This window comes from Streptomyces sp. NPDC048269, from assembly GCF_040652395.1.
Taxonomy (GTDB): domain Bacteria; phylum Actinomycetota; class Actinomycetes; order Streptomycetales; family Streptomycetaceae; genus Streptomyces.
Genome location: NZ_JBEZLW010000043.1, coordinates 15,191 through 41,713, shown reverse-complemented (window position 1 = coordinate 41,713; position 26,523 = coordinate 15,191). Strand labels below are relative to the sequence as shown.

At 72.6% G+C, this 26,523-nt stretch carries 22 protein-coding genes and 1 pseudogene; 10 read left to right on the top strand and 13 right to left on the bottom strand.

Features of this window, described 5'->3' with window-relative positions; genetic code table 11:
* Nucleotides 1-5: 5 nt before the first annotated feature.
* The 6 genes and pseudogenes from AB0D48_RS30530 to AB0D48_RS30505 form a co-directional block, all read right to left on the bottom strand.
* Entirely contained in the window at nucleotides 6-1,688 is a 1,683-nt protein-coding gene (locus AB0D48_RS30530; RefSeq protein WP_362404125.1) for a phospholipid carrier-dependent glycosyltransferase, read from the bottom strand.
* A gap of 143 nt (nucleotides 1,689-1,831) precedes the next feature.
* Entirely contained in the window at nucleotides 1,832-3,196 is a 1,365-nt protein-coding gene (locus AB0D48_RS30525; protein WP_362404082.1) for a glycosyltransferase, read from the bottom strand.
* Nucleotides 3,197-3,439: 243 nt separating this feature from the next.
* Nucleotides 3,440-5,494, bottom strand: a complete 2,055-nt coding sequence (locus AB0D48_RS30520; RefSeq protein ID WP_362404078.1) for a thioredoxin domain-containing protein — start codon at nucleotides 5,492-5,494, stop codon at nucleotides 3,440-3,442.
* A 27-nt stretch (nucleotides 5,495-5,521) separates the two neighbouring features.
* A complete protein-coding gene (locus AB0D48_RS30515) occupies nucleotides 5,522-6,277 on the bottom strand; it encodes a DUF4344 domain-containing metallopeptidase (RefSeq protein WP_362404075.1) in 756 nt (251 codons plus the stop codon).
* The gene (locus AB0D48_RS30510) at nucleotides 6,274-6,939 is read right to left on the bottom strand and encodes a hypothetical protein (RefSeq protein WP_362404072.1); all 666 of its coding nucleotides are present in this window, start codon (nucleotides 6,937-6,939) and stop codon (nucleotides 6,274-6,276) included. The genes AB0D48_RS30515 and AB0D48_RS30510 overlap by 4 nt, the downstream gene beginning before the upstream one ends.
* Nucleotides 6,940-7,090: 151 nt before the next feature.
* Nucleotides 7,091-7,981, bottom strand: a pseudogene (locus tag AB0D48_RS30505) (transposase); the annotation flags it as partial.
* Between the two features lie 278 nt (nucleotides 7,982-8,259).
* Here AB0D48_RS30505 and AB0D48_RS30500 point away from each other — a divergent pair.
* Nucleotides 8,260-11,628 carry a tetratricopeptide repeat protein gene (locus tag AB0D48_RS30500; protein WP_362404069.1) on the top strand — a complete coding sequence of 1,123 codons (3,369 nt, stop codon included), beginning with the start codon at nucleotides 8,260-8,262 and terminating at the stop codon, nucleotides 11,626-11,628.
* 279 nt (nucleotides 11,629-11,907) lie between these two features.
* Here the strand turns inward: AB0D48_RS30500 and AB0D48_RS30495 are convergent, their stop codons facing one another.
* Together AB0D48_RS30495 and mca are read right to left on the bottom strand one after the other, a co-directional pair.
* Nucleotides 11,908-12,132 carry a hypothetical protein gene (locus AB0D48_RS30495; RefSeq protein WP_362404066.1) on the bottom strand — a complete coding sequence of 75 codons (225 nt, stop codon included), beginning with the start codon at nucleotides 12,130-12,132 and terminating at the stop codon, nucleotides 11,908-11,910.
* A gap of 2 nt (nucleotides 12,133-12,134) precedes the next feature.
* Nucleotides 12,135-13,016, bottom strand: a complete 882-nt coding sequence (mca, locus tag AB0D48_RS30490) for a mycothiol conjugate amidase Mca (RefSeq protein ID WP_362404064.1) — start codon at nucleotides 13,014-13,016, stop codon at nucleotides 12,135-12,137.
* A 120-nt stretch (nucleotides 13,017-13,136) separates the two neighbouring features.
* Between mca and AB0D48_RS30485 the strand changes: the two genes are divergently transcribed.
* Entirely contained in the window at nucleotides 13,137-13,553 is a 417-nt protein-coding gene (locus AB0D48_RS30485; protein WP_362404061.1) for a DUF4307 domain-containing protein, read from the top strand.
* A 133-nt stretch (nucleotides 13,554-13,686) separates the two neighbouring features.
* Nucleotides 13,687-14,184, top strand: coding sequence for a transcription elongation factor GreA (greA, locus tag AB0D48_RS30480; protein WP_362404058.1), 498 nt, complete (start codon nucleotides 13,687-13,689; stop codon nucleotides 14,182-14,184).
* Nucleotides 14,185-14,284: 100 nt separating this feature from the next.
* On the opposite strand, the gene AB0D48_RS30475 is transcribed toward greA, so the two are convergent.
* From AB0D48_RS30475 to ilvA, 4 genes are all read right to left on the bottom strand, one after another.
* On the bottom strand, nucleotides 14,285-15,148 hold the full coding sequence (locus AB0D48_RS30475; protein WP_362404054.1) for an ABC transporter permease: 864 nt from the start codon (nucleotides 15,146-15,148) through the stop codon (nucleotides 14,285-14,287).
* Nucleotides 15,145-16,173, bottom strand: coding sequence for an ATP-binding cassette domain-containing protein (locus tag AB0D48_RS30470; RefSeq protein WP_362404051.1), 1,029 nt, complete (start codon nucleotides 16,171-16,173; stop codon nucleotides 15,145-15,147). Before AB0D48_RS30470 ends, AB0D48_RS30475 begins: the two co-directional genes overlap by 4 nt.
* A 238-nt stretch (nucleotides 16,174-16,411) precedes the next feature.
* Entirely contained in the window at nucleotides 16,412-16,936 is a 525-nt protein-coding gene (locus tag AB0D48_RS30465) for a hypothetical protein (RefSeq protein WP_362404047.1), read from the bottom strand.
* A 120-nt stretch (nucleotides 16,937-17,056) separates the two neighbouring features.
* Entirely contained in the window at nucleotides 17,057-18,289 is a 1,233-nt protein-coding gene (ilvA, locus tag AB0D48_RS30460; protein WP_362404044.1) for a threonine ammonia-lyase, read from the bottom strand.
* A gap of 193 nt (nucleotides 18,290-18,482) precedes the next feature.
* Here ilvA and AB0D48_RS30455 point away from each other — a divergent pair, with 193 nt between their 5' ends.
* From AB0D48_RS30455 to AB0D48_RS30445, 3 genes are all read left to right on the top strand, one after another.
* Nucleotides 18,483-19,004, top strand: coding sequence for a MarR family transcriptional regulator (locus AB0D48_RS30455; protein WP_362404121.1), 522 nt, complete (start codon nucleotides 18,483-18,485; stop codon nucleotides 19,002-19,004).
* Nucleotides 19,005-19,087: 83 nt separating this feature from the next.
* Entirely contained in the window at nucleotides 19,088-19,519 is a 432-nt protein-coding gene (locus AB0D48_RS30450; protein WP_362404041.1) for a sigma factor-like helix-turn-helix DNA-binding protein, read from the top strand.
* On the top strand, nucleotides 19,516-19,770 hold the full coding sequence (locus tag AB0D48_RS30445; protein WP_362404037.1) for a hypothetical protein: 255 nt from the start codon (nucleotides 19,516-19,518) through the stop codon (nucleotides 19,768-19,770). Before AB0D48_RS30450 ends, AB0D48_RS30445 begins: the two co-directional genes overlap by 4 nt.
* Before the next feature lie 675 nt (nucleotides 19,771-20,445).
* On the opposite strand, the gene AB0D48_RS30440 is transcribed toward AB0D48_RS30445, so the two are convergent.
* Nucleotides 20,446-21,603: a cystathionine gamma-synthase gene (locus tag AB0D48_RS30440; RefSeq protein ID WP_362404034.1), complete on the bottom strand. Its 1,158-nt coding sequence runs from the start codon at nucleotides 21,601-21,603 to the stop codon at nucleotides 20,446-20,448.
* Between the two features lie 75 nt (nucleotides 21,604-21,678).
* Between AB0D48_RS30440 and AB0D48_RS30435 the strand changes: the two genes are divergently transcribed.
* The 4 genes from AB0D48_RS30435 to msrA all read left to right on the top strand — a co-directional run bounded on the left by AB0D48_RS30435 (nucleotide 21,679) and on the right by msrA (nucleotide 26,481).
* Complete coding sequence (locus AB0D48_RS30435; protein ID WP_362404031.1) at nucleotides 21,679-22,785, top strand: hypothetical protein; 1,107 nt, start codon at nucleotides 21,679-21,681, stop codon at nucleotides 22,783-22,785.
* Between the two features lie 225 nt (nucleotides 22,786-23,010).
* Nucleotides 23,011-24,612 (top strand): M48 family metallopeptidase, encoded by a 1,602-nt coding sequence (locus tag AB0D48_RS30430; RefSeq protein WP_362404028.1) that lies wholly within the window; start codon nucleotides 23,011-23,013, stop codon nucleotides 24,610-24,612.
* Nucleotides 24,609-25,700, top strand: coding sequence for a hypothetical protein (locus AB0D48_RS30425; protein ID WP_362404025.1), 1,092 nt, complete (start codon nucleotides 24,609-24,611; stop codon nucleotides 25,698-25,700). The genes AB0D48_RS30430 and AB0D48_RS30425 overlap by 4 nt, the downstream gene beginning before the upstream one ends.
* Nucleotides 25,701-25,818: 118 nt before the next feature.
* Entirely contained in the window at nucleotides 25,819-26,481 is a 663-nt protein-coding gene (msrA, locus tag AB0D48_RS30420; protein ID WP_362404023.1) for a peptide-methionine (S)-S-oxide reductase MsrA, read from the top strand.
* Nucleotides 26,482-26,523: the final 42 nt, after the last annotated feature.

Genomic DNA, 26,523 nt, shown 5'->3' with positions numbered 1-26,523 from the left:
GTGGCTCAGCTCCCACTCTGGACGTCGGCGCTGCCTGTGCTGCCTGTGCTGCCTGTGCTGTCGGCACGGTTGCCGGTGTCGGAGGCGTTGCCCGTGTCGGCTGCGTTGCCGGTGTCGGAGGCGTTGCCGGTGTCGGAGGCGTTGCCGGTGTCGGTGCGGTCGGTCCGGCGGATCTCTATGCGGTCATCGCCCGAGCCGAAGACGGCGACCACCGTCGAATGCTCCAGCGCGGCCTTCACGTTCGGCAGGTCCACCGCGTCGCGGCGCACCGTCGGCGAGGAGACGACGTAGTCGATGTCCCGCCAGCCATGCGGCAGGGTCTTGGTGACGGCGGGGTCGAGGTCGGCCTTGTAGAACCAGATCGCGCCGAGACCCGGCTCGAAGCCGCGGTGCACGGCGTCCAGCCACAGCGCGTCGTCCAGCAGCACCCGGGTGCGCGCCGGATCGTCGACCTCGCTGCCGAGCCAGGCCGCGGCCTGCCGGTACGGGGCGTTCGCGTCGACCGTGAGCGCGGTGCGGTTGCCCTCGTACCAGCGCGGCAGGACATACAGCGCGGCGGACGCGGCGAGTACGCCGAGCAGCGCCCAGCGCGCGTACACCAGCCGCCTGCGCTCCCCCGGGGTCCGGCGGCGGCGCAGCACGGCGTGCGTGACGCTGGCCGCGCCGCCCGCGAGGACCAGGGCCAGGAAGGGCAGCGCCTGGATCACGTACATCGCCGGGAGGTAGCCCGAGGGCCGCAGCGCGACGAGGGCGAGGATGACGGCGGCGAGCGCGGGACCGGCGAGCGCGCGGGCGGTGACCGACCAGCGCAGGGTGGCCAGCAGCAGGACGGCGCCGGCCAGCCCGCCGAGCGGCAGCACGGTGTCGTAGTAGAGCCAGGAGCGGAAGACGCCGTTCGAGCCGGACCCGGCGTCGAGGATGAAGCCGGAGCCCTCGCGGCCCATCTGGTAGGTGATGCCGTCGATGAGCGAGACGTGGCCGGAACCGGGCAGCAGCTCGCCGTTCAGCAGGGCGTACAGCGGATAGGCCAGCCCTATGAGCACACAGGCGGTGACGGCTCCGGTGACGGCGAACTTGCGGGTGTCGCGGTGGCTGTGGCGCCACATCGTCACCAGCAGCGCCGGGAGCACCACCAGCATCGTCTCTTTGGTCAGGACGGCGGTGGCGGCTGCCAGCCCGGACCCGAAGTGGTGCCACAGGTGGCGGCTGGGCGACGCGGCGAGGCAGAAGGCGAGCAGGATCCACATCACCGCGAGGTTGTCGAGGAATATCTCCCGCTGGAGCACGACGGAGAGCGGGGACAGTCCGAAGAGACCCATCGCGAGCCCAGCGGCCCAGCGCGGCAGCCACAGCCGGCGCGCGAGGACGTAGATCAGCACCGCACTGGCGGCGGAGACGACCAGCATCGAGAACCGCATGGTCGCGACGGTCATCGAGTCGGGCACGAAGAGGGAGGGGAGGTACGTCAGGCCCGCGACCTGGATCCAGCCGAGCGGGGGATGGTCGTACCAGTACGTGTAGTGGGCGAGGCCGTGGCCCTGCTGGACGGCCCACGCCTGGGCCAGGTAGGTGCCCTCGTCGTCGCTGAGGGTCGGGAAGCCGGTGAGGTTCCAGCCCTGGACGAGGACGATCACCAGCAGAAGGGCCCCGCAGAGGAGCAGGTCGGGGCGGGAGGAACGGAAGCGCACGAGCGGGCGGGCGGGCGCGGGCGGCTCGACGCCGAGCCCGCCGCGGCCGTTGCGCTGGGCGGGGACGCGGGGCTCGGTGGTGGTCGCGGTGGCGGTGGCGGGCGCGGCAGGCCGGGGATCAGTGGCCGTGGGCACAGTGGCGGTCACCGGTGGCTGTCCTCTCGGATCGCGGAGTACGCGGCGGGCGAGGTGGACGCGCTGTACGTGGGCACGGCAGAGGCAGCGGCAGCGGCAGACGCCGTGGCGGTCGCGGTGGCGGTGGCGGGCGCCTCGCCGAGGTGGGCGCCGGTGTGGCTGGTCAGTTCCCACTCGCCCTGGCCCCGCTGCTCGCGCCAGACCGCGCGGATCGCGGCGCCCGCGAGCATCACCTGGTAGAACGGGCCGCCGACGACGAGCTTGACGTAGTGCGAGAAGCGGACGCGCAGTCCGTACTGCCGGCCGAAGTCGTGGAGGCCGACGATCTCGAAGACGAACGTCACCATCGCCGTGATCATGGGGAGGAAGGTGATGATCGCGATGCCGACCGGTACGTCGAGGAAGAGAGCGACGGCGAAGTTGAGCGGGATGATCACGCCGGACGCGGCCTGCATGAAGGGCGTCATCAGCGTGTAGCGGGCCAGCCAGCGCTGACCGCGGCCGGGCAGCTGCCGCCAGTCCTTCTTCCGGTAGACCTGGAGGAAGCCCTGGTTCCAGCGGGTGCGCTGCTTGAGCAGGCTCACCAGCGAGCCCGGCGTCTCCTCGCGGGTGACCATGTCGGCGTCGTACGCGACGACCACCTTCTTGCCGACCGACGAGAGCCGCACGCCCAGGTCGCAGTCCTCGGCGAGGCAGTCAGGGTCCCAGCCGCCGGCCTCGCGCAGCACCTCGGTGCGCACGAAGACGGTGTTGCCTCCGAGCGGGATGAAGCCCTTCTCGGCGTGCAGGTGCAGCCGGGAGCGGAACCAGAAGAAGTACTCCAGGCAGTTGCGCAGGCTGTACCAGCTGGAGTGGAAGTTGATGAGCTGGACCCCGCCCTGGACCACGTCGGCGCCGGTGGAGCGGAAGGCGTGGTCGACGTGGGAGAGCAGCTCGGGGTGGACCTGGTCCTCGGCGTCGAAGACCCCGACGATGTCGCCCCGGCAGTACGGGAGGGCGGTGTTGAGGGCCTTGGGCTTGTTCTTCTTCTCGTGGTGGTCGACGACGACCCGGACGGTGCCCGGTGCCCGGGCGGCGGCCCGCTCGGCGACGGCGGCGGTCTCGGGGTCGTCATGGCCGACGATCACGATGATCTCGTAGTCGGTGTGGCTCGATTCCAGGAGCCGGTCGATGGTGTGCTCCAGCACCGCCTGCTCGTGGCGGGCCGGCAACAGCAGCGAGAAGGCCAGTCGGCCGCCGCCGTCGGGGCGGTCGAAACGGGTGGAGGCCAGCACCTCTGGCGTCCGCCAGGCGTGCATCTGCCACCAGAGCGTAAAGGCGGCTATCCCGAAAAGCGCAAGCGAAACGACAGAAATGAACACAGAGGTGTACAAATTGTCCCCCCAGACATGCCGCAACCCCAGGCGGCGATCGTCAAACCCCCCGGAGGCTCTCGGCGGGCCCCCCGGCCCGCCGCCCCCGTTCCCCCCTCGCGCGCACCCCCCGATGCGGCGTCCCGGTACCTGCCCGATGACACGAGATTAGTCAGTGAACATGACACCCAGGAGCAGCACAGATAAAAAGCACGTTTCTGAACTCATATGAGAGCAACCGGAATTGACGGTACTCCAGCCACTTCAGGGACGAAACGTACCCAACTGCTCCGCCAGCTCGACCGGCTCCGTCGTAGGCCGCGCGCAGACGAAATGTCGACACACATACGCCGTCGGACGGTCGTGTACGAGTGTGCGCTCGGCCAGCAGGGGGAACTCACCCCCACCGCCGTCCGCCGAACGCGGCATCCCCGTCGCCACCACGGCCCCAGGAGCCGTCCCCAGCAACGCCGCCCGGTGCAGCGCCGCCCGGGCCGGATCCTCCGGGTGACCCACGACCGCCACCTCGCGCGGCCCGTCCAGCAGCGCCTCGGCGACCGCCAGCCCGTGCCCGATGAAGCGCGGAGCGCGCGGCCCGAGGGCGTGCACCACCCCGAGCGCCCTCTCGGCGGCCGTGCGGTGGGCCTCCGAACCGGTGTGCGCCGCATACGACAGCAACGCCCCGGCGGCGGCCGTCCAGCCGGACGGCGCGGCCGTGTCGGTGGGGTCCTGCGGCCGCCTGATCAGCGACTCGGCATCGTGCGCGGTGTCGTAGAGCGAACCGTCCTCGGCCGTGAACTGGTCCAGAACCAGATCGACGAGGAACCCGGCGAACTCCAGCCACACCCCCTCGCCGGTGACGCCGGCCAGCGCCAGGAACCCCTCCGCCACATCGCCGTAGTCCTCCAGCACGCCGGCATTGGCGCCCACGTGACCGTCCTTGCTCGTCCTGGCGAGCCGGGCCCGTCCGTCCATGTGCACGCGCACCAGCAGATCGGCGGCCTCGGTGGCCCGCTCGATCAGGTCCGGCCGCTCGAAGAACGCCCCGCAATCGGCAAGCGCGGCAATGGCGAGACCGTTCCAGGCAGCGACGATCTTGTCGTCGCGCCCGGGCGCGGGCCGCGTCTCCCGCTCGGCGAACAGGAGCGCCCGGATCGAGGCGATCCGCTCGGCGTCCGCCGCGGGCCCGTCCTGGGGCAGCTGGAGCACCGACTTGCCGTGCTCGAAGGTCCCCTCCTCGGTCACCCCGAAGTAGGCGACGGCCAGCTCCCCGTCGTCCTCCCCCAGCACTTCCCGCAACTGGGCGGGCGTCCACGCGTAGTACGCGCCTTCCACGTGCTTCCCGCTGAGCGGGTCCTCGCTGTCGGCGTCGAGCGCGGAGGCGAAACCGCCCTGGTCGGTGCGCAGTTCCCGGACCATGAAGTCGGCGGTCTCCAGCGCGACCCGGCGCGCCAGATCCGATCCCGTGGCCCGCCACAGGTGCGCGTAGACCCGACAGAGCAGCGCGTTGTCGTACAGCATCTTCTCGAAGTGCGGCACGACCCACTCCCGGTCCACGGAGTACCGCGCGAACCCGCCGCCGAGCTGGTCGTAGATACCGCCCCGGGCCATGGCCTCGCAGGTGTCGGCGGCCATCTGGAGAGCGCCTTCGGCCCCGGTGCGGGCGTGGTGGCGCAGCAGGAACTCCAGCACCATGGACGGCGGGAACTTCGGCGCCCCGCCGAACCCGCCGCGCGTGGCGTCGTACTCCCGCGTCAGCCCGAGCAGCGCCTGCGCCAGCTCCTCGGGCCCGGGGCTGCCGGCCCTCCCGTAGTCCAACTGCCGCCCGGCCAGGTCTCGTACGATCTTCTGCGCGACCTCGGCAACCTCCTCGCGCCGCCCCACCCACGCGGTCCGCACGCCTTCCAGGACCTGCATGAAGGAGGGCATCCCGTGCCGCGGCTCGGGCGGGAAGTAGGTCCCGAAGTAGAACGGCTCGGCGTCCGGGGTGAGGAACACGGTCATGGGCCAGCCACCCTGCCCGGTGGCGGCCTGCACGGCTTCCATGTAGACGGCGTCGACATCGGGCCGCTCCTCGCGGTCCACCTTGACGTTGACGAAGTGCTCGTTCATGTACGCGGCAGCGAGTTCGTCCTCGAACGATTCGTGGGCCATGACATGACACCAATGGCAACTCGAGTAGCCGACGCTGAGCATCACCGGCACCCCGCGCTCCCGTGCCTCCGCAAAGGCCTCGGGCGACCACGGCCACCAGTCGACGGGATTGTCGGCGTGCTGGAGCAGGTACGGCGAGGTCTCGTTCGCGAGGCGGTTCGGCATGGGGCCATCCTGCCGCACGAGATCACTTCAGGGGCGAAGGAACGGGGCCAGGTCGTGGGTCCAGGCGTCGCGGATGCGGGTCCATGTGGCGGGGCAGGCCGCACGGGGCAGGGTGGCGAGGTCCGGGTGGCGGGTGGGGGCTGCGGCGTAGACCGCGCAGCGGTGGGATTCCGCGCGGGCCGCGTCCGGGGCGTGTTCGTCGGTGGGGTCGGGGGTGGGGTCGGCCGCCGCCGCGAGGTCGTAGGCCCGGGCGGCGGTCAGGAGGGTCTGCTCGCCCTTGGGGTCGTCGCGCAGGAGCATCAGCTGGGCGAAGCGGTCGGCGGCGTCCTCCTCGGTGCGGTCGTCGCCGCCGACGGGCAGGTCGAGGGCGTCCACGAGGGCGTGGCCGGCCTCGTGGTACAGCGTCTCGCGGACGACCTCGGCGAGCCGGTCGTCCGGATGCGGGTCCCCCGCGTGCTCGAACAGTTCGCGGTCCTCCGCCAGGTCGTCGTAGCAGAGCTCGATGCGGTGCTCCTTGGGGTCGTAGCCGGTCCCTTCGCCGTCGCAGGAGCGGGCGAGGACGGTGAGCCGGTACGGGACGGCGAGGTACGCGTTGAGGTCGGCGGCGACCGTCTCGGTGAGCCTGCGCTCCTTCAGGAAACGGGCGCTGTCGCGGTCGGCCTCCGCCGGGTTCTCGTACGCCGGCACGAATCCCCGCTCGGGCCCCGCCCGTTCGCAGCCGGCCAGGGCCGGCATCAGCATGGCCGCGCACAGGGCTGCGGCCGTCCGGCGTAAGGCTGTCATGCCCGGGTGCAGACGTGGGTGGTGGTGCTGCCGCTGGTCTCGACGTGGCGGATGGTGAGGGTGTTCTTCGCGTACTCGACGGACAGCTTCTGGCCGTCGTTCGCGTTGGGGTGGCCCGGGGGCTTCCACGGCAGGGTGAGGGAGACGGTCTCGCCGACCGTCGCGGGGACGGCGAGGGCCTCGCCGCCGGTCAGGCGCTGTACCCCCTTGGGGGCTTGGTAGACGTCCAGCACGAGGTGGCCGCCGCGCAGCAGGAAGCCGCCGTGCCAGGTGCCCGCGCCGCCGTCCCATTCGATGGTCCAGCCGCCGTTGCCGCCGCCGTCCGCGTTGACCGTGGCCTTGCCGCGTCCCGTTTGACCGCCGGGGGTGGTCGATTCGATGGTCCAGTTGCCCCTGATGAAGGCGTCGAACGCGCGGCCGGCCACGGTGGGGGCGGGGGGCGGGGTGGAGGGGGCGGGCGCCGTCGCGGGCGCCGTGGGGGCGGGCGCCGTTGTGGCAGGCCCGCCGGCGCCCGGTGCCTCCGGGCCGGCCGGCGCGGCCGGGTCCGGGGTCTTGCCGGTGCAGGCGGCGAGTACCGAGGCTCCCACGCCGATGGCCAGGTAGCGCAGCGCGTTGCGCCGCCCGATGAGCCGCGCCGCCGTGCGGATCTCTCGTACCGTCACCAGGTCTCCTGTTCGGACAAGTTGGATTAGCGAAGGATGACTATAGGACGGTCACGCTCGCCAACTCCCTGTCAACTCGGCCCGGCCCCAACGGGCCGGGCTTGTGGGTAGGGCGCGGCTGGCTGCCGCATGGCCTCCCACGTCTGAGCACCTATGTGAGTGCTGGGACGCGTGACTCACGCCCCGCGATCCACACGGTCTCGCCCTTGCGGCGGATGTTGTGGGATGCGTTGTCGTCCGCGTTCAGCACGGTCCCGCAGGACCGGCAGGCGAACGCTGCCTGGTCGACCCGGTTGCGCCGGTCGATGTGGCCGCACTCGGAGCATTGCTGACTGGTGTACGCCGGATCGACGTACACCAGCGGCACCCCAGCCCGTTTCGCCTTGTAGGCGATGAACTGGCCGAGCTGGTGGAAGCTCCACGAGTGCAATTTCGTCCGCTGGTCCTTGCGGTGCCGCACCCGGTCCCGGATGCCGCCCAGGTCTTCGAGGGCAACACCCTGGCCGGTGCGTTCAGCGGCGGTGACGATGGTCTTGGAGATGATGTGGTTCTGGTTCGCGGCGTGGCGCTGCTCACGCCGGTTGCGCTTCTTGAGGAGGCGCTTCGCGGACTTCGTACCCTTGGCCTGCAGCTTCTTCCGTAAGTCGAGCTGCCGCTTGCGGTACCGGTTCAGACCGCGCCCGGTGGCCCGGTACCCGGTGGACGTGGTGGCGATGTTGACGATTCCGAGGTCCACGCCGATGAACCCCGCCGGGTCCTCGTTCAACGGCGCCTCGGGAACCTCGCAGGTGGCGATCAAGTAGAACGCGCCGTCGCGCTGGATCAGGTCGGACTCACCCTTGCGGTGCCCGCGCAGCATCGTGAGGGCGTCGGCGGAGCCGGCGAAGCGGACGCCTCTGAGTCGCCCGGCCGTGGTCCAGATCGACACCGCTCCAGCATCCAACTGCCAGGACAAACAGCGGTCGTCGTACGGATGCGCCGCCTGAGGCCGGAAGAGGATCGGTTTGGACTCGGCATTGACCCGGCGCTTGGAGCCCGGCTCAGCAGGGTCGCTTCAAGTGCCGGTAGCTGGACGGCATCCGGCAGCAGCTTGACCTGCACAAACGACCTTCACGCAAGCAAGCTAGCAGCGGCCACTGACAACGCCCTCCGGGCAGCTCCGAAGCGAACTCCGGCGCCTAGCACCCTCAGCCAAAGGTGCCTATTACTCCTGTACTTGAAGCATGGGCATCCTCTGAACTAGCTCAGATTCCCTGTCGCTCGCGCGCGTCCCGACGGACACTTGTGGCACGTTGCCGGAGCTCTCTGAGGGGGATGCCGATGCGGGACAGCCATCGCGGTGAGGCCGAGCGGCTGTTGGGTCGGGCCGTGGACGAGGAGGCCCGGCGGGCCGCAGCGGGCACACCGGTCGACCAGGCGGCGCTGCTGGCCCGCGCCCGGGAGGCGCTGGACGCGCTCGCGGCGAGCGCGGCTCCGGAGTACGAGGCGTACGTACGGGCGCTGGACGAGGCGGCGGCCGGGGAGCAGTCGCTCGGCGAGGCGTTCCGGCGCGGCAACACGTCAACGGCCTTGCTGGTGACGGCGGTTGCGGCGGCGGCTGCGATCGGGGCGGACCTGTCGCTCGGTGTGGCGGCCGGTACGGCCCTGACCGCGGGGGCCGTCGCGGGCGTCGCGGGGGCGGTCGCGACGGTGGCGAAGGTGACGGCGCTGCACCTGCCGGCGGCGAACCGGCGGGCCGGCGAGCGGGGCCGGCCGGGCGGGCCGGAACAGCTGAGGCTGCAGTGGCTGTCGGCCCTGGAGGTACGGGGGATACGGCCCTTCCTGGAGCAGCAGCGGGCGGTGACCGCGGCGGCGCGGGCGCCCCGGCCGGCCTCCCGCACCGGCACGGCGCAGCTGCGCGGGACGGACCGCAGTGCGGAGGCGCGGCGGCGCAGTGTGCTGGAGCAGTCCTTCGGGCAGCTCCCCGATCCGGCTGGGCTGTTCGCGGGCCGGCGGGCGGAGCTGACGCGGATCGCGCAGTGGGTGCAGGCGGCCCGGGCCAGTACGGAGACCCGGCCGGTGGTCGTGGTGCTGCACGGCGAGCCGGGGGTGGGCCGGACGGCACTGGCGCTGCGGGCGGCGCACGGGCTGCGGGACCAGTTCCGGGGCGCGTGCGTGGTGGATCTGCGGGGCGGCGACCCGGGCGCTCCGCTGTCGACGCGGGAGGCGTTGCTGCACCTGCTGAACCGGCTGGGCGCGCCGCGCGAGCAGCTGTTGTTCCGCGAGGGGGCTTCGGCGGAGCAGCAGGTGCGGCGGCTGGGCGAGCTGTACCACCAGCACTTGCAGGGGCTGCCGGTGACGGTGGTCCTCGACGACGCGGTGGATGCGGCGCAGGTCCGGATGCTGGTGCCGGAGCGGTCGGAGAGCCTGGTGCTGGTGACGGCGCGGGAGCCGCTGGAGCTGCCGGCGGACCTGGCGGCGTGGGTGCACCAGTTGCCGGTGGAGCGGCTGGCGGAGGCGGATGCGGCGGAGCTGGTCCGGGCGGCCGCGGCGGTGCCGGAGACGGACGGAGGCGCCCGCACGGACGCCCGGGCCCAGCCTGAGGCCCAGGCCCAGGCCCAGGCTCAGGCGGACGAGGCGCTGGCCGCCGTGGTGGAGCTGAGCGGCGGGCTCCCGCTGGCTCTGCGGATGCTGGCCCCGCTGGCCCGCGCGGGCCTCACACCTCCCGGCCCCGGCCCCGCCCCGAAACCCTCGGAACCCTCGGAAGCCTCCGGCGGCCACCCGGTCGAGCGCGCCCTCCGGGCCGCCGACGCCCGTCTCGCCGAGCCCGCCCGGCAGCTGCTGCGGTGGCTGCCCCTGGCCGGGCGGGCCTCCCTCGGCGGCGCGGCGGCGGCCGCGCTGGCCGACGTACCGGAGCAGGCGGCGCTGCGCGCCCTGGAGGAGCTGTGGGAGGCCGGGCTGATCGAACGGGTGCGCGGGCAGCGGTTCCGGATGCACGACGCGGTACGCGCGTACGCCGCGGCCCGGCTGGCGGCGGAGGAGGACCGGGACCGGTCGTCGGCGGCGCACGAGCGGCTGATCCGCAACTACGCGCAGCTCGCGGACTCGGTGATCCGGATGGTCGACGGGAAGATGTCGACGCGGGCGAACCACTTCGGCAACCACGGCTTCACGTCGCTGGACGCGGCGCTGCGCTGGCTGGACGACGAGTCGAGCTTCATCACGGCGGCGCTGCGGCATTCGGAGGGGGTGGACCAGCAGGCGGTACTGGACCTGCTGGGGGCGCTGTGCGACTTCTGTCTGCTGCGCGGGGACCTGTACCGGCTCGGTGAGATCGACGAGCTGACGCAGGCGGTGGCGCTGGCGGCGGGCCAGTCGGGCGGCGCGGGCGGGCAGCAGGGGCGGCTGGTGCGGTCGGTGCAGTGGCGTACCGGTATCGCGGCGCGCCAGCTGGGCGAGCTGGACAAGGCCCGCACCACGCTGACCTCGGTGGTGGACCAGTACATGGAGGCCCATCAGGAGGCGGGGGCGGCGATGGCCCTGGTCTCGCTCGGCATCACCCTGCACCACCAGGGCAGCCTCCCGGAGGCCGCGGCCCGCATCCGCGAGGCGCTCGTGCTCCAGGAGCCGGAGGAGCTGGCGGGCGACCGCGCGTGGGGCCTGCACGCGCTGGCGGCGGTGGAGCGGGACCTGGCGCACCTGGCGGAGGCCATGCAGCTGCTGGAGCAGTCCCTCGTCCTGCACCGCAAGAGCGAGAGCGTGCACGGCGAGGCGTGGGCGCACTTCCAGCTGGGCCAGGTGTACCTGCGGGTCGGGGACGTGCGGCGGGCGGAGGCGGAGCTGCGGGAGGCGCTCGGCCTGTACGGGCGGACGCGCGACGACCGCGGTGAGGCGTGGGCGCTGACCCAGTTGGGGCGGGCCAGGGTGGTGGACGGTGATCCGGGGCCGGCACTGGAGAAGCTGCGGGAGGCGCTGGCCCGGCACCGGGAGGCGGAGGACGCGCGGGGCGAGGCGTGGACGCTGTACTACCTGGGGCAGGCGCTGGAGGAGGGTGGCGAGCGCGATCAGGCGGTACGGGAGCTGGAGCGGGCCCGGACGATGTTCTCGCGGATGCGGGACGTGTACGGGCTGGCGCACGCCCGGCACCACTCGGGCCGGGTGACGCGGGACCAGCGGGCGGCGCAGACCGGGAACCTGAGGAACTCCGGCTTCGCCCGTCAGCTGCTGGTGGACGCGCGGGCGGATTTCCGGCGGATCGGGCTGGCGCACGGCGAGGCGTGGACCTGTCTGGAGCTGGCGGTGGTGGACGCGGGCAACGCCAAGATCGCGCAGGCGCTCGGACTGTGTGAGGAGGCGGTGCGGCTGTTCATCTCGTACGGGGACCGGCGCGGGGAGGACTGGGCGCGGTTCCTGCGGTGCACGATGCTGCCGTACGCCGGCTTCGCAGACCTGGCGGTGTCCGGGGCGCCGGAGGAGGCGCGGGCGGAGCTGGCCCGGCTGACGGCGGCGCCGCATCCGGCGCGGGACGGGCGGCTGGAGGACTGCCTGGAGTCGTACGGGGTGATCCTGGGCCGCGGGGTGGACCCGGCGGAGGGCTGGCAGGCGTGGCGGCTCGGCCTGGTCCCGAACCTGCACTCGCGGGAGATCATGGGCGTCCCGTTGCCGCGGACGGACCCGGACCCGGACCGGGGCCCGGCGCCTGCCGTGTGACGCGCGGAGACCGCCCCCGGCCTGCGTGGCGGGGGCGGTCACGCGGCGGATGTCAGCGGGTCCGGTCAGGCGGCCGGGGGCACGGATCAGGTGGGCCCGGGGGCGTCAGCCTGTCCCGAGGACCGGCGTCAGCCTGTCCCGAGGACCGGCGTCAGCCTGTACCGAGGACCGGCGTCAACCGGTCCGTCCGGGCCCTGCCCGGCCCGGGGCGGGGCGCGGGCGTCAGCCGGTCCAGCCGAGCCGGGCGCGGCCGTCAGCCCGTCGGTCCGGGCGCGGCCGTCAGCCCGTCCGGTCCGGGGCGGGGGTCGCGGTGCCCGGCTCGGGGGCCTCCTGGAAGTCCACCCGGCCCATGTGGCGGCTCATCGACTTCATCAGGCCCCACACGCCGAGGGCGAGGGCCGCGAACACGATGAACCCGAGGATTCCCGGGGTCACCTTGTTCTTGTCGAAGGTGTCGGCTGCCAGCGGGAGGAACTGGGTCAGTGCTGCCTGCGTAGCGCTCATAGCTACGCATTCTCCCGGATGCCCGCGAAGAGGTCGGACTCGGGGAGGGAAGTGTCGACGAGCGACTTCGCGAGCTCGTACTCCTCCGTGGGCCAGACCTCCTTCTGGATCTCCATCGGGACGCGGAACCAGCCGCCGTCCGGGTCGATCTGCGTGGCGTGCGCGACGAGCGCCTTGTCACGGATCTCGAAGAACTCGGCGCAGGGCACGTGCGTGGTCAGGTTGCGCTCGGTGCGCTCGAACTCCTTCCACCGCTCCAGCCACTCCCCGTACGGGGACTCCAGGCCGCGCGAGAGCAGCGCCTCGTGCAGGGCGATGGTGCGCGGCTTGTTGAAGCCCTGGTTGTAGTAGAGCTTCTGCGGCTGGTACGCGGGACCGAACTCGGCTTCCGGGTACTTCTCGGTGTCGGCCGCGCCGTCGAAGGCGACCATCGAGATCTTGTGGGTCATGATGTGGTCGGGGTGCGGGTAGCCGCCGTTCTCGTCGTACGTGGTGACGACGTGCGGCTTGAAGGCGCGGATCTTCTTCACCAGGCGGCCGGCCGCCTCGTCCACGTCCTCCAGCGCGAAGCAGCCCTGGGGCAGCGGGGGCAGCGGGTCGCCCTCGGGCAGGCCGGAGTCGACGTAGCCGAGCCATTCCTGCTCGATGCCCAGGATCTCGCGGGCCTCGTCCATCTCCTTGCGGCGCACCTCGTGGATGTTGTCCTCGATGTACTTGTCGCCCTGGAGCTTGGGGTTCAGGATCGACCCGCGCTCGCCGCCGGTGCAGGTCACGACCAGCACGGGCACCCCCTCGGACACGTACTTGGCCATGGTGGCCGCGCCCTTGCTGGACTCGTCGTCGGGGTGGGCGTGGACGGCCATCAGTCGAAGCTGCTCGGTCAAGACGGGATCCTCTGCGATTCGGCGCGACGGTCGGCCTCTATATTGACCGAATCGGGGGACGGAAAATTCCGGGGGTGGGCCTGCGAGGGCCCGGCCCCGCCCTGTCGGAAGGAACGATCGATGAGCACGGTGCGCGGAGGGCTGCCCGAGGGCCGTTACGGCCGTTCGGCGGACGAGCGTGCGGACCGGAAGCTCAAGATCGTCGGGGCGGTGCTCGGTGCCGTGCTGCTGGGCGTGGTCGGCTGGATCGGCTGGGACTACGTCTCGGGGCAGAGCGTCAGCGCCGAGGTGATCAAGTTCCAGGTGGTCTCGGACACCGAGGTGAAGGCGCACCTGGAGATCCGCAAGGACGCCTCGGTCACCGGGGTCTGCACCCTCAGCTCGCAGGACGAGGAGCACAATGAGGTGGGCCGCGCCGACTTCACCTTCGCGCAGCCCGAGGCGCGCGTGGACGAGGTCGTCACCTTGAGGACGACGGGCCGCGCCACGATGATCGAGCTGGTCGGCTGCCAGCAGGCGGCGTCCGCGACCCGCTGAGGGCCCGGGCCGTGACACGGTCGGCGGGCAATCCGGCACGTGGGTCCTCCCCCTTTTCTTCCCGAATTGTTAGGCTCGTGGTTTCGTCCGCCGCTGGCGGCTTTGTAGTCCCCTGTACCGACGAGGAGCACCCGTGACCCAGACGAGCGAAAGCGTCACCTGGCTGACCCAGGCGGCGTACGACCAGCTGAAGGCGGAGCTGGACTACCTCTCTGGTCCCGCCCGCACGGAGATCGCCACGAAGATCGCAGCCGCCCGCGAAGAGGGCGACCTGCGGGAGAACGGCGGCTACCACGCGGCCAAGGAGGAGCAGGGCAAGCAGGAGCTCCGTGTGCGCCAGCTGACGCAGCTCCTGGAGAACGCCAAGGTCGGGACCGCGCCCGCGTCCGACGGCGTGGTGGCGCCCGGCACCCTCATCAAGATCGCCTTCGATGGCGACGAGGACGACACCATGGAGTTCCTGCTGGCCTCCCGCGAGTACGCGTCCTCGGACTTCGAGACGTACTCGCCCCAGTCCCCGCTGGGCAGCGGTGTGCTGGGCAAGGCGATCGGCGAGGACGCCGAGTACGAGCTGCCGAACGGCAAGAAGGCCTCCGTCAAGATCCTCGACGTCAAGCCCTTCACCGGCTGATCACCCTTCTTCGTACGCCGATGCCCGGCCGGGTTCTCCCGGCCGGGCATCGGTGCGTACGGCTGCGTACGGATAGGGCTACGACCGGGCCGTACGGGGCCTACGCGGTCGCCGAGCGGTACTTGCGGACCGCCAGGGTCCGGAAGACCGTGATGATCAGCAGTGACCAGAGCACGGACGCCAGCACCGGGTTCTGCATCGGCCACGCGTCCGGGACCGGGTAGCCCTCCGGGAGGTTGCCGAAGAGCTCGCGGGCCGCCTGGACGGTGGCGCTGAAGGGGTTCCACTCCGCGATCGTCTGCAGGAAGGGCGGCATGTTCTCGGAAGGGACGAACGCGTTGGAGATGAACGTCAGCGGGAAGAGCCAGATCAGCCCGCCCGAGGTGGCCGCCTCCGGGGTGCGCACCGACAGGCCGATCAGGGCGCCGATCCAGGAGAAGGCGTAACCGAGCAGGAGGAGCAGGCCGAAGCCGGCGAGCACCTCGCCGATGCTCGTGTGGGTGCGCCAGCCGACGATCAGGGCCACGATCGCGAGGACGAACAGGGTCAGCGTGGTCTGGACGAGGTCGGCGAGCGTGCGGCCGGTGAGGACCGCGCCGCGGGCCATGGGCAGGGAGCGGAAGCGGTCGATCAGACCCTTGTGCATGTCGTCCGCGATGCCCGCGCCCGCACCGGCGGTGGCGAAGGTGACGGTCTGGGCGAAGATGCCGGCCATCAGGAACTCGCGGTAGGCGTCGGGCGAGGTGCTGCCGCCGACGCTGATGGAGCCGCCGAAGACGTAGCTGAAGAGCACGACGAACATGACCGGCTGGATCACGCCGAAGATGATCATCTCGGGGATGCGGGACATGCGGATCAGGTTCCGCTTGGCGATCACCAGGGAGTCGTTGACGCCCTGGACGAGGCCGCCGCGCGGGCGGGGGGCTGCGAGTTCCTGGACCGGGGTCGGGGAGCTGCTGGTCACTTCGCCGCCTCCTTCCGCGCCGCCTTGCGGCCCTTGGCATCGGTGGGGGTCCCGGCCGCGCCGTCGCCGTTCTCGTCCGTGGTCAGTTCGGCGGCGTGGCCGGTCAGGGATATGAACACGTCGTCGAGGGTGGGGCGGCGCAGACCGATGTCGTCGATCTCGATGCCCCGGCCGTCCAGTTCGCGGATGACCTCGGCGAGCAGCTTGGCGCCGCCCGACACCGGCACGGTGAGCTTGCGGGTGTGTTCCTCGACGGTGGTCTCGCCCTTGCCGAAGCCGGCGAGCACCTCGCGTGCGGTGGTGATGTGGTCGCGCTCGTGGACGACTACCTCCACGCGCTCGCCGCCCGTACGGGCCTTGAGCTGGTCGGAGGTGCCGCGGGCGATGACCTTGCCGTGGTCGACCACGCAGATGTCGTGGGCGAGGTGGTCGGCCTCTTCGAGGTACTGGGTGGTGAGCAGCAGAGTGGTGCCGCCCGCGACCAGTTCCTGGATGATCCCCCACAGCTGCTGGCGGTTGCGGGGGTCGAGGCCGGTGGTCGGCTCGTCCATGAACATCACGGGCGGGCTGACGACGAGGGCGGCCGCGAGGTCCAGGCGCCTGCGCATGCCGCCGGAGTACGTCTTGGCCGTGCGGTCGGCGGCGTCGCTGAGGTTGAAGCGCTCCAGGAGTTCCTCGGCCCGGGCCTTCGCCGCCTTGGCCTTCATCTGGTAGAGCTGGCCGACCATCTGGAGGTTCTCGCGGCCGGTGAGGTATTCGTCGACGGCGGCGAACTGGCCGGACAGGCCGATGGCGCGGCGGACTTCGTTGGGGTGCTTGAGTACGTCGATTCCGGCGACGACGGCTTTCCCGCGGTCGGGTCGCAGGAGGGTGGTCAGGACGCGTACGGTCGTGGTCTTGCCCGCGCCGTTGGGGCCGAGCAGACCCAGGACGGTGCCTTCGGGGACATCGAGGTCCACGCCGTCCAGAGCCCGTACGTCGCCGAAGGTCTTGACCAGGCCTTCGGCGTAGATGGCGCCTGGCATATGGATTCTCCCAGTCTGGATCGGGCCAGCAGGGTCGGGCCAGCAGAATCGAAGCTTCCCTGGGCGAAGCCTATGGTCGCCGGGCAGGCTTCGCCCGGTCGGCCGAACGGACGGGACCACGCTAGGACGTCATGTCGCGTACCGCACGGGAATTACGGGGCCTGCGCGGTCGGGCAGGCCAGCCGCCGCCGGTCAGCCGGGGCAGCCGGCGCCGGTCAGCCGGGGCACCTTCCGCCTGTCAGCCCGTGCCGAGGTACGTGGCGTTCACCGTCAGCAGGCTCTCGCCCTGACGGAGGGTGAGGCCGTCCGCCTGCTTCACGCTGCCCACCAGCAGGACCCAGTCGGTCTTCTCGTAGGTGAGGGTCGCGGTGCCGCCGGCCGGATGCGGCTGCCAGCCGAGGCCCTGCAGCTGCTCCCCGATCTTGGGCAGGGCGGCGTCCGCCTGCTGGGTGGGGAGGGCGGCGGTCCAGTCGACCAGGCTCGGGGCCTTCCGGCCGGTCGTCTCGGCCGTGGTCCTGCCCTTCGCGGGGTCGATGCCCGCCGCCCGCAGCGCCGACCTGACCTCCCCGTCCACGGCGTCCCGGCCGAGCGGCGCACCCGTGCTCCTGGGGGTGGGCTTCGCGGGCGGCGACGCCGGGGCCGCGGAGGCCGCTGCCCCGGGACCGGCGCTCTCGGAGGCGGCCGTGCAGCCCGCCAGGGCGAGGGCCGCCGACGCGGCCAGAGCGATGGCGGCCGCTGCCTGCGGTCTGACACGTGTGTGCACCGTTGAGACTCCCACCCGATGTGAACGAGGCGGAAACGTTCACGTTCCCGCCTCGTGTCTGCCTCGTTCCGCCATGAGTATCGGGTAAGAGGGGGGCGGAGCCTAGGGGTGTTTCACACCTCAGCTCATCACCTTGTAGCCGGCGCCGTGCAGCGTCCGGGCGACCTCCGCGCAGTGCTCGGGGCCTTTCGTCTCCAGGTGCAGCTCCACCTCCACCTCGGTGAGCCCGAGCCGCGGGTCCGTCCGTACGTGGCTCACGTCCAGTACGTTCGCGTCCACCACGGACAGCACGCCCAGGAGCCCGGCCAGGGCCCCCGGCCGGTCGGCCACCCGCAGCCGCAGCGACAGGTAGCGGCCCGCCGCCGCCATGCCGTGGCGCAGGATCCGCTGGAGCAGCAGCGGGTCGACGTTCCCGCCCGACAGGACGGCCACCACCGGGCCCCCGCCGTAGAGTTCGGGCTCGCTGAGCAGGGCGGCGACCGGGCTGCACCCGGCCGGCTCGACGACCAGCTTGGCTCGTTCCAGGCACAGCAGCAGCGCGCTGGAGAGCGCGTCCTCGGAGACGGTGCGCACGTCGTCCAGGAGCTCGCCGATGATGTGGAACGGGATGTCGCCGGGGCGGCCGACCTTGATGCCGTCCGCCATGGTGTTCGGGTTGTCGATCGACACCGGGTGCCCGGCCTTGAGCGAGGGCGGGTACGCGGCCGCGCCGGCCGCCTGGACCCCGACGACCCGTACGTCCGGGCGCAGCGCCTTGACCGCGACCGCGATGCCGGCCGCGAGACCGCCGCCGCCGATGCCGACGAGGATCGTCCGCACCTCGGGGCACTGCTCCAGGATCTCCAGGCCCACCGTGCCCTGGCCCGCGATGATGTCGTGGTGGTCGAAGGGGTGGATGAACACCGCCCCCGTGCGTTCCGCGTAGTCCCGGGCGGCGGCGAGGGTCTCGTCGACGACCTGCCCGTGCATGCGCACGTCGGCGCCGTACTCCTGGGTCGCGGCCACCTTGGGCAGCGGCGCCCCGAGCGGCATGAACACGGTGGAGTGGACCCCGAGGAGGGAGGAGGCCAGCGCCACGCCCTGGGCGTGATTGCCCGCACTGGCCGCGACGACGCCGGCGGCCCGCTGCTCGGGACGCAGGCCCGCGATGCGCACGTACGCCCCGCGCAGCTTGAAGGACCCGGTGCGCTGGAGGTTCTCGCACTTGAAGTGGACCGGGGAGCCGGTGAGTGCGGAGAGGTGCCGGCTGCCCTCCATCGCGGTGACCCTCGAGACGCCTGAGAGCATTTTCTGAGCCCCCCGGATGTCGTCGAGGATGACCTGCGGGACGGGCTGGGGCACGCGGTAGTTCATGCCGCCAGTCTCGCAGCCCGCGAGCGGCCGGGCTCAGCACGGCGGCAGGGGCGAAATCTCGCCATCCGGGACGGCAGCGCGACAGCTGTGGGGACGGGCCGTACCAGTTCTCGTACGAGGCGTACGAGCCGCCGCACGGCCGCGTACTCTGTCCCCCATCCTTGTCGGACCCACGCGAAGAGAGCCCATGGCCATGCCTTCCTCCCCGGCCAATTCCGATCTGCCCGCGGCGCCCGAAGCGCCCGCCGGAGCCGGTCTCCTCGACGCGCTCCAGCACCAGGTGGCGGTCTTCGCCCGCCGCGCCGAGCAGACCCGCCTGGGTGGTGTCGGCCAGGCCCGCAACTCGATGGACCGCGCCGCGTACCTGCTGCTGAACCGGCTCGACCTGGAGGGGCCGATGGGCGTCAAGGCGCTGGCCTGCGGCATGGGTATCGACTCGTCCACGGTCACGCGGCAGGTCGCGCCACTGGTCGACAGCGGTCTGGTCAAGCGGACCTCGCACCCCGAGGACGGCCGTGCCGTGGTGCTCGCGCTGTCCCCGCGGGGGCTGGCGCGGCTGGAGGAGGTCCGCTCCTCGCGGCGCGAGCTGATGGCGCGCGTGACGGAGGGCTGGAACGAGGAGGAGCGCGAGTCCTTCACGCAGCTGCTGACGCGTTTCAACCTGTCGCTGTCGGAGCTCATGGCGGCCGTCACCGAGGCCGGTCCGGCGTCCTGAGCCGGGGCACCGGCCGGGCCCGGGCCCGGCCGTGAGGCGCCTGCGTCCGACCTCTTGACCAGGGTGGTCCCGCTGCCCGCACTATGTGGGATATGCGGGCGGTTGACCAACGGGCGGACCCCTACGCGGAGTTCGAGGCCTTCGTCGCGGGCGCGGCGGGGCGGCTGCTGCATGTCGCGCTGCTGCTGACCGGTGAGCCGGAGCCGGCGCGCCGACTGCTGGCGGGCGCGCTGTCGCGTACGTACGCGAACTGGCGGCGCCTGCGCGGGGACGATCCGTACGACTTCACCCGCCAGGAACTGTGCGCGGCCTTCGCCCGTACCGGCTGGCGGCACCACGGCGGCGCGGGCGTACTGGCGCGGCTGAGCCCGCTGGAGCGGCTCGTCCTCGTCCTGCGGATCTACGAGGGGGTCGCGGAGGAGGTCACGGCCGCGCAGCTGGGGCTGTCGGCGGACCGGGTACGGGTGCTGTGCAACCGCGCGGTGGCGGCGCTGCGCTCGCGGGAGGCGGCGTGAGCGGCCGCCCGGACCGGAAGCAGGACCAGGTCAGACGGCTCCTGGAGGGCCCGTACCCGACGGTCCCGCCCGGTCTGGCGGCGGGCGCGGCGGCCCGGGGCGACCGCTTGCTGCGCCGCCGCCGGGTGCTCCGCAGGTTCGGCTGGGCGGTGCTCTTCGCGGCGGCGGTGGCCTTCGCGGTCTGGGCCTCCCTGACCCACCCGTGGGCCACACCCCCGACGGGCGTCTCACCCCCACTGGAGGGCTGGTAGCCAGCGGAAGCTCCGCGCACCACGCGGCCACCGGTGCGGGCCCGACCCGCCGCGACCTCCCCGCGCCGCGCCGCTGCCGGGGCGAACCCCGACCCACGCGACGTCCGCGCCCGCGCCACTGCCGGGGCGAACCCCGACCCACGCGACCTCCACAGGCCGCGCCGACTCCGGGGCGCTGCCCCGGACCCGCGCAAGTCCGCGCGCCACGCCGCTGCCGGTGCGGGCCCCGACCCACGCGACGTCCGTGCCGCGCCGCAGCCGGGGCGCTGCCCCGGACCCCGCGCCTCAATCGCCGGCGGGGCTGAAATTGCCCTGCGGGCAATCCGGGGCCGCCAGGCAGGAGGGATGCGCGTGCGACTCCCCCCGCCAGGGAGCCCGCAGCAGCCGAATCCAGCCCCGCCGGCGTTTGAGGCGCGGGGTCTGGGGCGGAGCCCCAAGTCCTTCACCCCCGCCGGCCAGCAGCGAGCCCAGGGGCAATCCAGCCCCGCCGGCGTTTGAGGCGCGGGGTCTGGGGCGGAGCCCCAGGTCCTTCACCCCCGCCGGCGAGCCGCGGGTCCCGGGGCGGAGCCCCGGGTGATCCAGCCCCGCCGGCGTTTGAGGCGCGGGGGCCCGCGCGCCCCGCAGCGGCACGCGCGGCCCCGCCGGGCCCGGGCGGGGCCCGGCGGGGGCGGGGGCCTAGCCCAGGGCCTGGGTCAGGTCCGCCAGGAGGTCGTCGGCGTTCTCGATGCCCACCGACAGGCGGACCAGGTCCGCGGGGACCTCCAGCGCCGAGCCCGCCGCCGACGCGTGCGTCATGCGGCCCGGGTGCTCGATCAGGGACTCGACGCCGCCCAGGGACTCCCCGAGGGTGAAGAGCTTGGCGCGGTTGCAGACCTCGACCGCCGCCTCTTCGCCACCGGTGACCCGGAAGGAGATCATCCCGCCGAAGTTGCGCATCTGCTTGGCCGCGATGTCGTGCCCCGGGTGCTCCGGCAGGCCCGGGTAGAGGACCTGGGTGACCTTGGGGTGACGGGTCAGCATCTCCGCGACCTTGGCCGCGTTCTCCGCGTGCCGGTCCATGCGCACGGCCAGGGTCTTGATGCCGCGCAGCACGATCCACGAGTCGAAGGGCCCGGCCACCGCGCCCATGGCGTTCTGGTGGTAGGCCAGCTCCTCGCCCAGCGCCGCGTCACCGGTGACCAGCGCGCCGCCGACCACGTCGGAGTGGCCGCCCATGTACTTGGTCAGCGAGTGCACGACCACGTCCGCGCCCAGCGCGAGTGGCTGCTGCAGGTAGGGGGACGCGAAGGTGTTGTCCACGACCAGCTTGGCGCCGGCCGTGCGCGCGATGTCGGCGACGACGGCGATGTCGGTGATGCCGAGCAGCGGGTTGGAGGGGGTCTCGACCCAGATGACCTTGGTCTTCGGGGTGAGGGCGGCGCGTACGGAATCCGGGTCGGAGGTGTCGGCCACCGACCACTCCACGCCCCACCGGGAGACGACCTTCGCGAAGAGGCGGAAGGTGCCGCCGTACGCGTCGTTCGGAATGACCACGTGGTCGCCCGGGGAAAGCAGCGTACGCAGCAGGCAGTCCTCGGCGGCGAGCCCGGACGCGAAGGCGAGCCCGCGCCGGCCGCCCTCCAGCGCCGCGAGGTTCTCCTCCAGCGCGGTGCGCGTCGGGTTGGCGCTGCGGCTGTACTCATAGCCGCCGCGCAGTCCTCCGACGCCGTCCTGCTTGTACGTGGAGACCTGGTAGATCGGGGGTACGACCGCGCCGGTCAGCGGGTCCGCCGTGTTGCCCGCGTGGATCGCGCGGGTCTCGAAGCTCTGGTGCTCATGGCTGTCATCGCTCATGGGCAGAGCCTAAGCCCCGCCCGGGGTCGGCTCCCCTATTGGCCTGCTGCCCACCCGGTCTGGTTCGCTTGAGGCATGGAGATTCTGTGGTTCGTGTTCGCGGTGCTCATGATCGTGTTCGTACTCGGCCCGTACATACGGCGCAGGCGCGGCGGGGTCCGCCTGGTCGCGCCCGGCAGCCCCGACGCCGCCGACCCCGCGAACTACGGATTCGACCGGCAGGAGGACCTGGACATCCGGATTCCCGGCCCCGACCCGGATCTGATGGACGCCCTCGACAACGTACGCCGCACCGGCCAGTGGCAGGCGGCCTCGCAACTGCTGGCCGGAACCCCGAAGGAGGGCGAGCTGCGCTGGCAGCGCGTGCAGGCCTTCGGCGGGGCGGCCGCGCTGGAACTCGTACAGCAGCCCGGTGTGGGCGCGCAGTGGCTTAAGGCGTGGCGGCTGGAGGCGGACAAGGACGCGGGTGGCGCGCAGGTGCACGCGGAGCTGCTGGTGCAGCAGGCGTGGCGGCACTCGGGCGGGGTCGGTTCCGAGGACCACCGCATCATCCTGGAGGAGGCCCGGGAGGCGTGCCGCAAGGCCGCGCTCCTGGCGCCCGGCGACCCTGTTCCGTACATCACGGAGCTGGCGATCGCGCGGGGCCTGGCCTACTCGGAGGCGGAGTTCGACGCGCTGTGGGCGAACGTGATCGACCGGGCGCCGGAGCACATGGGCGCGCATCTGGCGGCCCTGCACTACTGGTGCGAGAAGTGGCACGGCTCCCGGGAGAAGGCCGACGCGTTCGCGCACGCGGCTGCGGCGCGTGCCCCGCAGGGCTCGCTGCTGGCGGCGCTGCCGCTGTTCTCGCTGTACGAGAACCTGCCGGACGTGCTGCTGGTGAGCAGCTTCTACCAGAGCGCGGCCGTGACACGGGCGGTGGAGGGGGCGCTGTACGCGGTGCACACGGCGCGGCAGGACGACCCGATGCTGGCGCACGTACGGCACCTGCTGCTGCTGTTCCTGGTCAGCATGGAGCGCTGGGCGGAGGCGATGGAGCAGGTGCGGCACGTGGACGGCTACGTGGGCGCCCTGCCGTGGTCGGCCTCCGAGGACCCGGCGGCGCAGTACGCGGTGTACCGGGCGCTGGCGGTGGCGGGGTACGAGGCGAACGGCGGCTCCCCGGCGACGCTGCCGAACTGACGCAGTGCGGGGGGGTGGGCGGGGGGTGACGGTAACCACCCCTCGTCCGGGGGCGACCAACCCCCGTCTCCGGGCGCCCCTCCCCAGCAGGCCCCCCCACCAGCGGAAATCACCCGCCAATAAGGTTGCCGTAAGTGACCCCCGGGCCGCATGATGCGGCGGTGGCGGCCGTCTCCGGCCTCGTTCCACAGCACCGCTTTCATCCCGTGGGGGGATCTTTTCCATATGGGCGCTTCACTGCGCGCCGTGCGCGCTCTCGTCCTGCTCGCCGGCTTCTATCTGCTCGGCCTCGTCCTGCTCGCCGTCCTCGCGGGCGCCGACTACGCCGTCCTCGCCTCGGGCCACGGCGGCCCGGCCGCCGTCAAGATCGTCATAGTCTCCGTCGTCCTCGCCGTCCCCATCGTGCGGGGCCTGTTCATGCTGCGCACCCCGAAGGGCGAGCCGCCGGCCGGCGTCCCCGTCACCGAGGCGCAGGAGCCCCTGCTCTGGCAGACCGTGCGCGACGTCGCACGGCAGGTCGGCACCCGCGCCCCCGACGAGATCGTGCTGATCGACGAGGTCAACGCCGCCGTCGGCGAGGACGCGAAGCTGCTGGGCCTGCGGCCCCGCACCCGGCGCCTCTACCTGGGCCTGCCCCTGATGACGGGCCTGGACGAGATGCAGCTGCGCGCCGTACTCGCCCACGAGATGGGCCACTACGCCAACCTCGACACCCGCCTCACCCCGCTGATCGCCCGCGGGCGCGCCCAGCTGATCCGCACCATCGGCCACTTCCACGACCGCGCGGACAGCAAGGTGGCCAAGGAGCGCGCGAAGCAGGAGAAGAAGGCCGAGAAGCGGATCGCCAACGGCAAGAAGGCCAAGGAGATCAACACCGCCGGCGAGGGCGCGATGTACCGCGCGATGGCCAAGATCTACACGGCGTACGGCAAGTTCTACATGCGCGCCACCCTCTCCTCCGCCCGCCGCCAGGAACTCGCCGCCGACCTCGCCTCGGTCGAGGTCGCGGGCCGCGACTCCGCCGCGTCCGCGCTGCGCGAGCTGAACGCCCTCGACTCGGCACACGACTTCTACATGCGCTCGTACGCCACCCTCGGCGTCGGGGCCGGCCTGCTGCCCCGCCCCGGCCAGGTCTTCGGCGGCCTGCGCACCCTCCTGGAGGCCCGTTCCGCGGAACTGGACGGGCTGCGCCACGAGTTGTCCACCGAGCCCACCTCCCCGTACGACTCCCACCCCGCGCTCGCCGAGCGCGTGGCCCGCATCGAGGCGCTGCCCGACGACGGCCGCGGCGGCCAGGCTGCCCGCCCCTCGCTGGAGCTGCTCGCCTCCCCGCAGGCCTCGCTGACCGCGCTGGAGCAGGCCGTGCTCAGCCCGCAGGCCCTCGCGCTCAAGCGGGTGGACTGGGAGGACCTGGTCCACGAGTCGATGACCCAGTACGTCGGCCAGGGCGCGGCGGAGGTCCGCGAGGCCCTCGCCGCCGAGGGCGCGGGCCCGGAGCTGGCCGTCCTGCTGGACGCGATCGACGCCGACCCGGCGGTGCGCTGGCGGATCGCCGACCGCCTGCCGAAGTCCGAGGAGGCGGCGTCCGCCACGGGCCGTGCGGCCCGCGAGTTCGCCCGCCCCGTCGTCCGGCGCGCCCTGAACCAGCTGGTGACCGTCGAGCTGACGGCGCGCGGCGCCGCCCGCTGGCAGCTGTCCTGGTCCGACTCGGCCACCCTGCGCTACCCGGCCGACGGCTTCGAGGACCAGCTCGGCCTGGCCCTGGACGCGGCCGTCGCCGACCAGCCGGACACCGAATCCCTGCGAAAGCTGGTGCTTGCCCCGTGATCGGCCTCGTCATCCTGAGCGTCATCCTGATCGGCGCCGCCTACACGTTCCTGCGCAAGGTCCGCCAGGGCCGCAAGGTGGAGGGGCGCGGCCGCAGCGGCGCCGACGTCCGGGCCGCCGTCGCGATGGGCTTCGTACCCGCCGATGGGCTGGACACGGAGAACCGTTTCCCGGTGTCCGCCGGGCAGCGGGCCGCCCTGGCCGCCGTCCGGGCCGGGGACTGGCAGTCCGCCGCCGCCTGGCTGGACGAGGCCGGCCAGGACTGGGACGAGCGCATCCGGCGCGTCCAGGTGCTGTCCGAGCTGGCGGCGGAGGAGGACGGCTGGCTGCTCGCCTGGCGGGCGGCGCGGCCGCAGGACCCCACGGCCGCGGTGGTGCACGCGGACACCTCGGTGCAGGTGGCCTGGAACGTCCGCGGGTCGCTGAGCGCCAGCCGGACGACGCAGGAGCAGTTCCGCGTCTTCCACCAGCTCATCGCGAAGGCGCAGGAGGCCGTGCACGAGGCGCAGCGGCTCGCCGACCCGGCGGACCCGGTGGCGTACATGGTGGAGCAGCCCATCGCCATGGCGCTGGGGTACTCGCACGAGCGGTACCGGGAGCTGTGGGCGCAGATCGTGAAGCGCGACCCGAAGGTGCTGGCGGCGCACGTGGGCGCGCTGCAGTACTGGTGCCGCAAGTGGCGCGGCTCGCACGAGGAGGCGCGGGCCTTCGCCCGGGAGTCGGCGGCCGCGGGCGCGCCCGGCGACCTGCTGTCGCTGCTGCCGCTGTACGCGTACCTGGAGGAGGAGATGTCCGACCAGGAGGCGGACCCGGACGTCTACTACAACCAGCCGGAGGTCATCGCGGCCGCGGACGCGGCGCTGGCGGACCTGGCGGCGGCCCGGGCGGACGACCTGCGGGCGGGACGGCTGCGGCACATGCTGGCGTGGGTGCTGTACTGGCAGGACCGCTGCCCGGAGGCGGTGGAGCAGTTCCGTGCCGTGGACGGGTACATCGGCGCGGCGCCGTGGACGTACTCGGCCGACCCCAAGGCCCGCTACCTGAAGGCGCGGGACTACTGCGTGCGCCAGGTGACGCGGAACGCGTGAGCCGCGCGTCGTGGACGTGACGGGGAGGTGACGGGGGCGGGTCGGGTCCGGGCCGGGGCCGGGTCGGGGAATCCCGGCCCGCCCCCGCCCGTTGTCATCGGTGACAAGGAGGGAACCCATGTTCTCGTACCGCCGTACGCCCGAGCTCCCCACCCGCGAGGAGGCCCTGACCGGCCGCGCGGAGCCTCTCTTCGGCCTGCCCGAGAAGCACACCGTGCTGGGCAACCCGCTGGCCGGCCCCTATCCCGCGCACCTCGAAGTGGCCGACTTCGGTCTCGGCTGTTTCTGGGGTGCGGAGCGCAAGTTCTGGCAGACGCCCGGGGTGTGGACCACCCTGGCCGGTTACCAGGGCGGCTACACGGAGAACCCGACGTACGAGGAGGTGTGCTCGGGACAGACCGGCCACACCGAGGTCGTCCGCGTGGTCTTCGACCCTTCCCTCGTCTCTTACGAGACCCTGCTGAAGCTGTTCTGGGAGTCCCACGACCCCACCCAGGGCTTCCGCCAGGGCAACGACGTCGGCACCCAGTACCGCTCGGCGGTCTACACCCACTCCCCCGCCCACCAGGCGACGGCCGAAGCCTCCCGCACGGCCTACCAGCGCGTCCTCACCGCCTCGGGCCACGGCGAGATCACCACGGCCGTCCTCCCGGCCTCGGACCGCCCCTTCTGGCCCGCGGAGGCCTACCACCAGCAGTACCTGGACAAGAACCCGGGCGGCTACTGCGGCATCGGCGGCACGGGCGTCTCCTGCCCGATCGGCGTGGCCCCGGCACAGTGACCGCCAGGCCGGGCCTCGACGCGGCCCACACCGTCCTCGCCG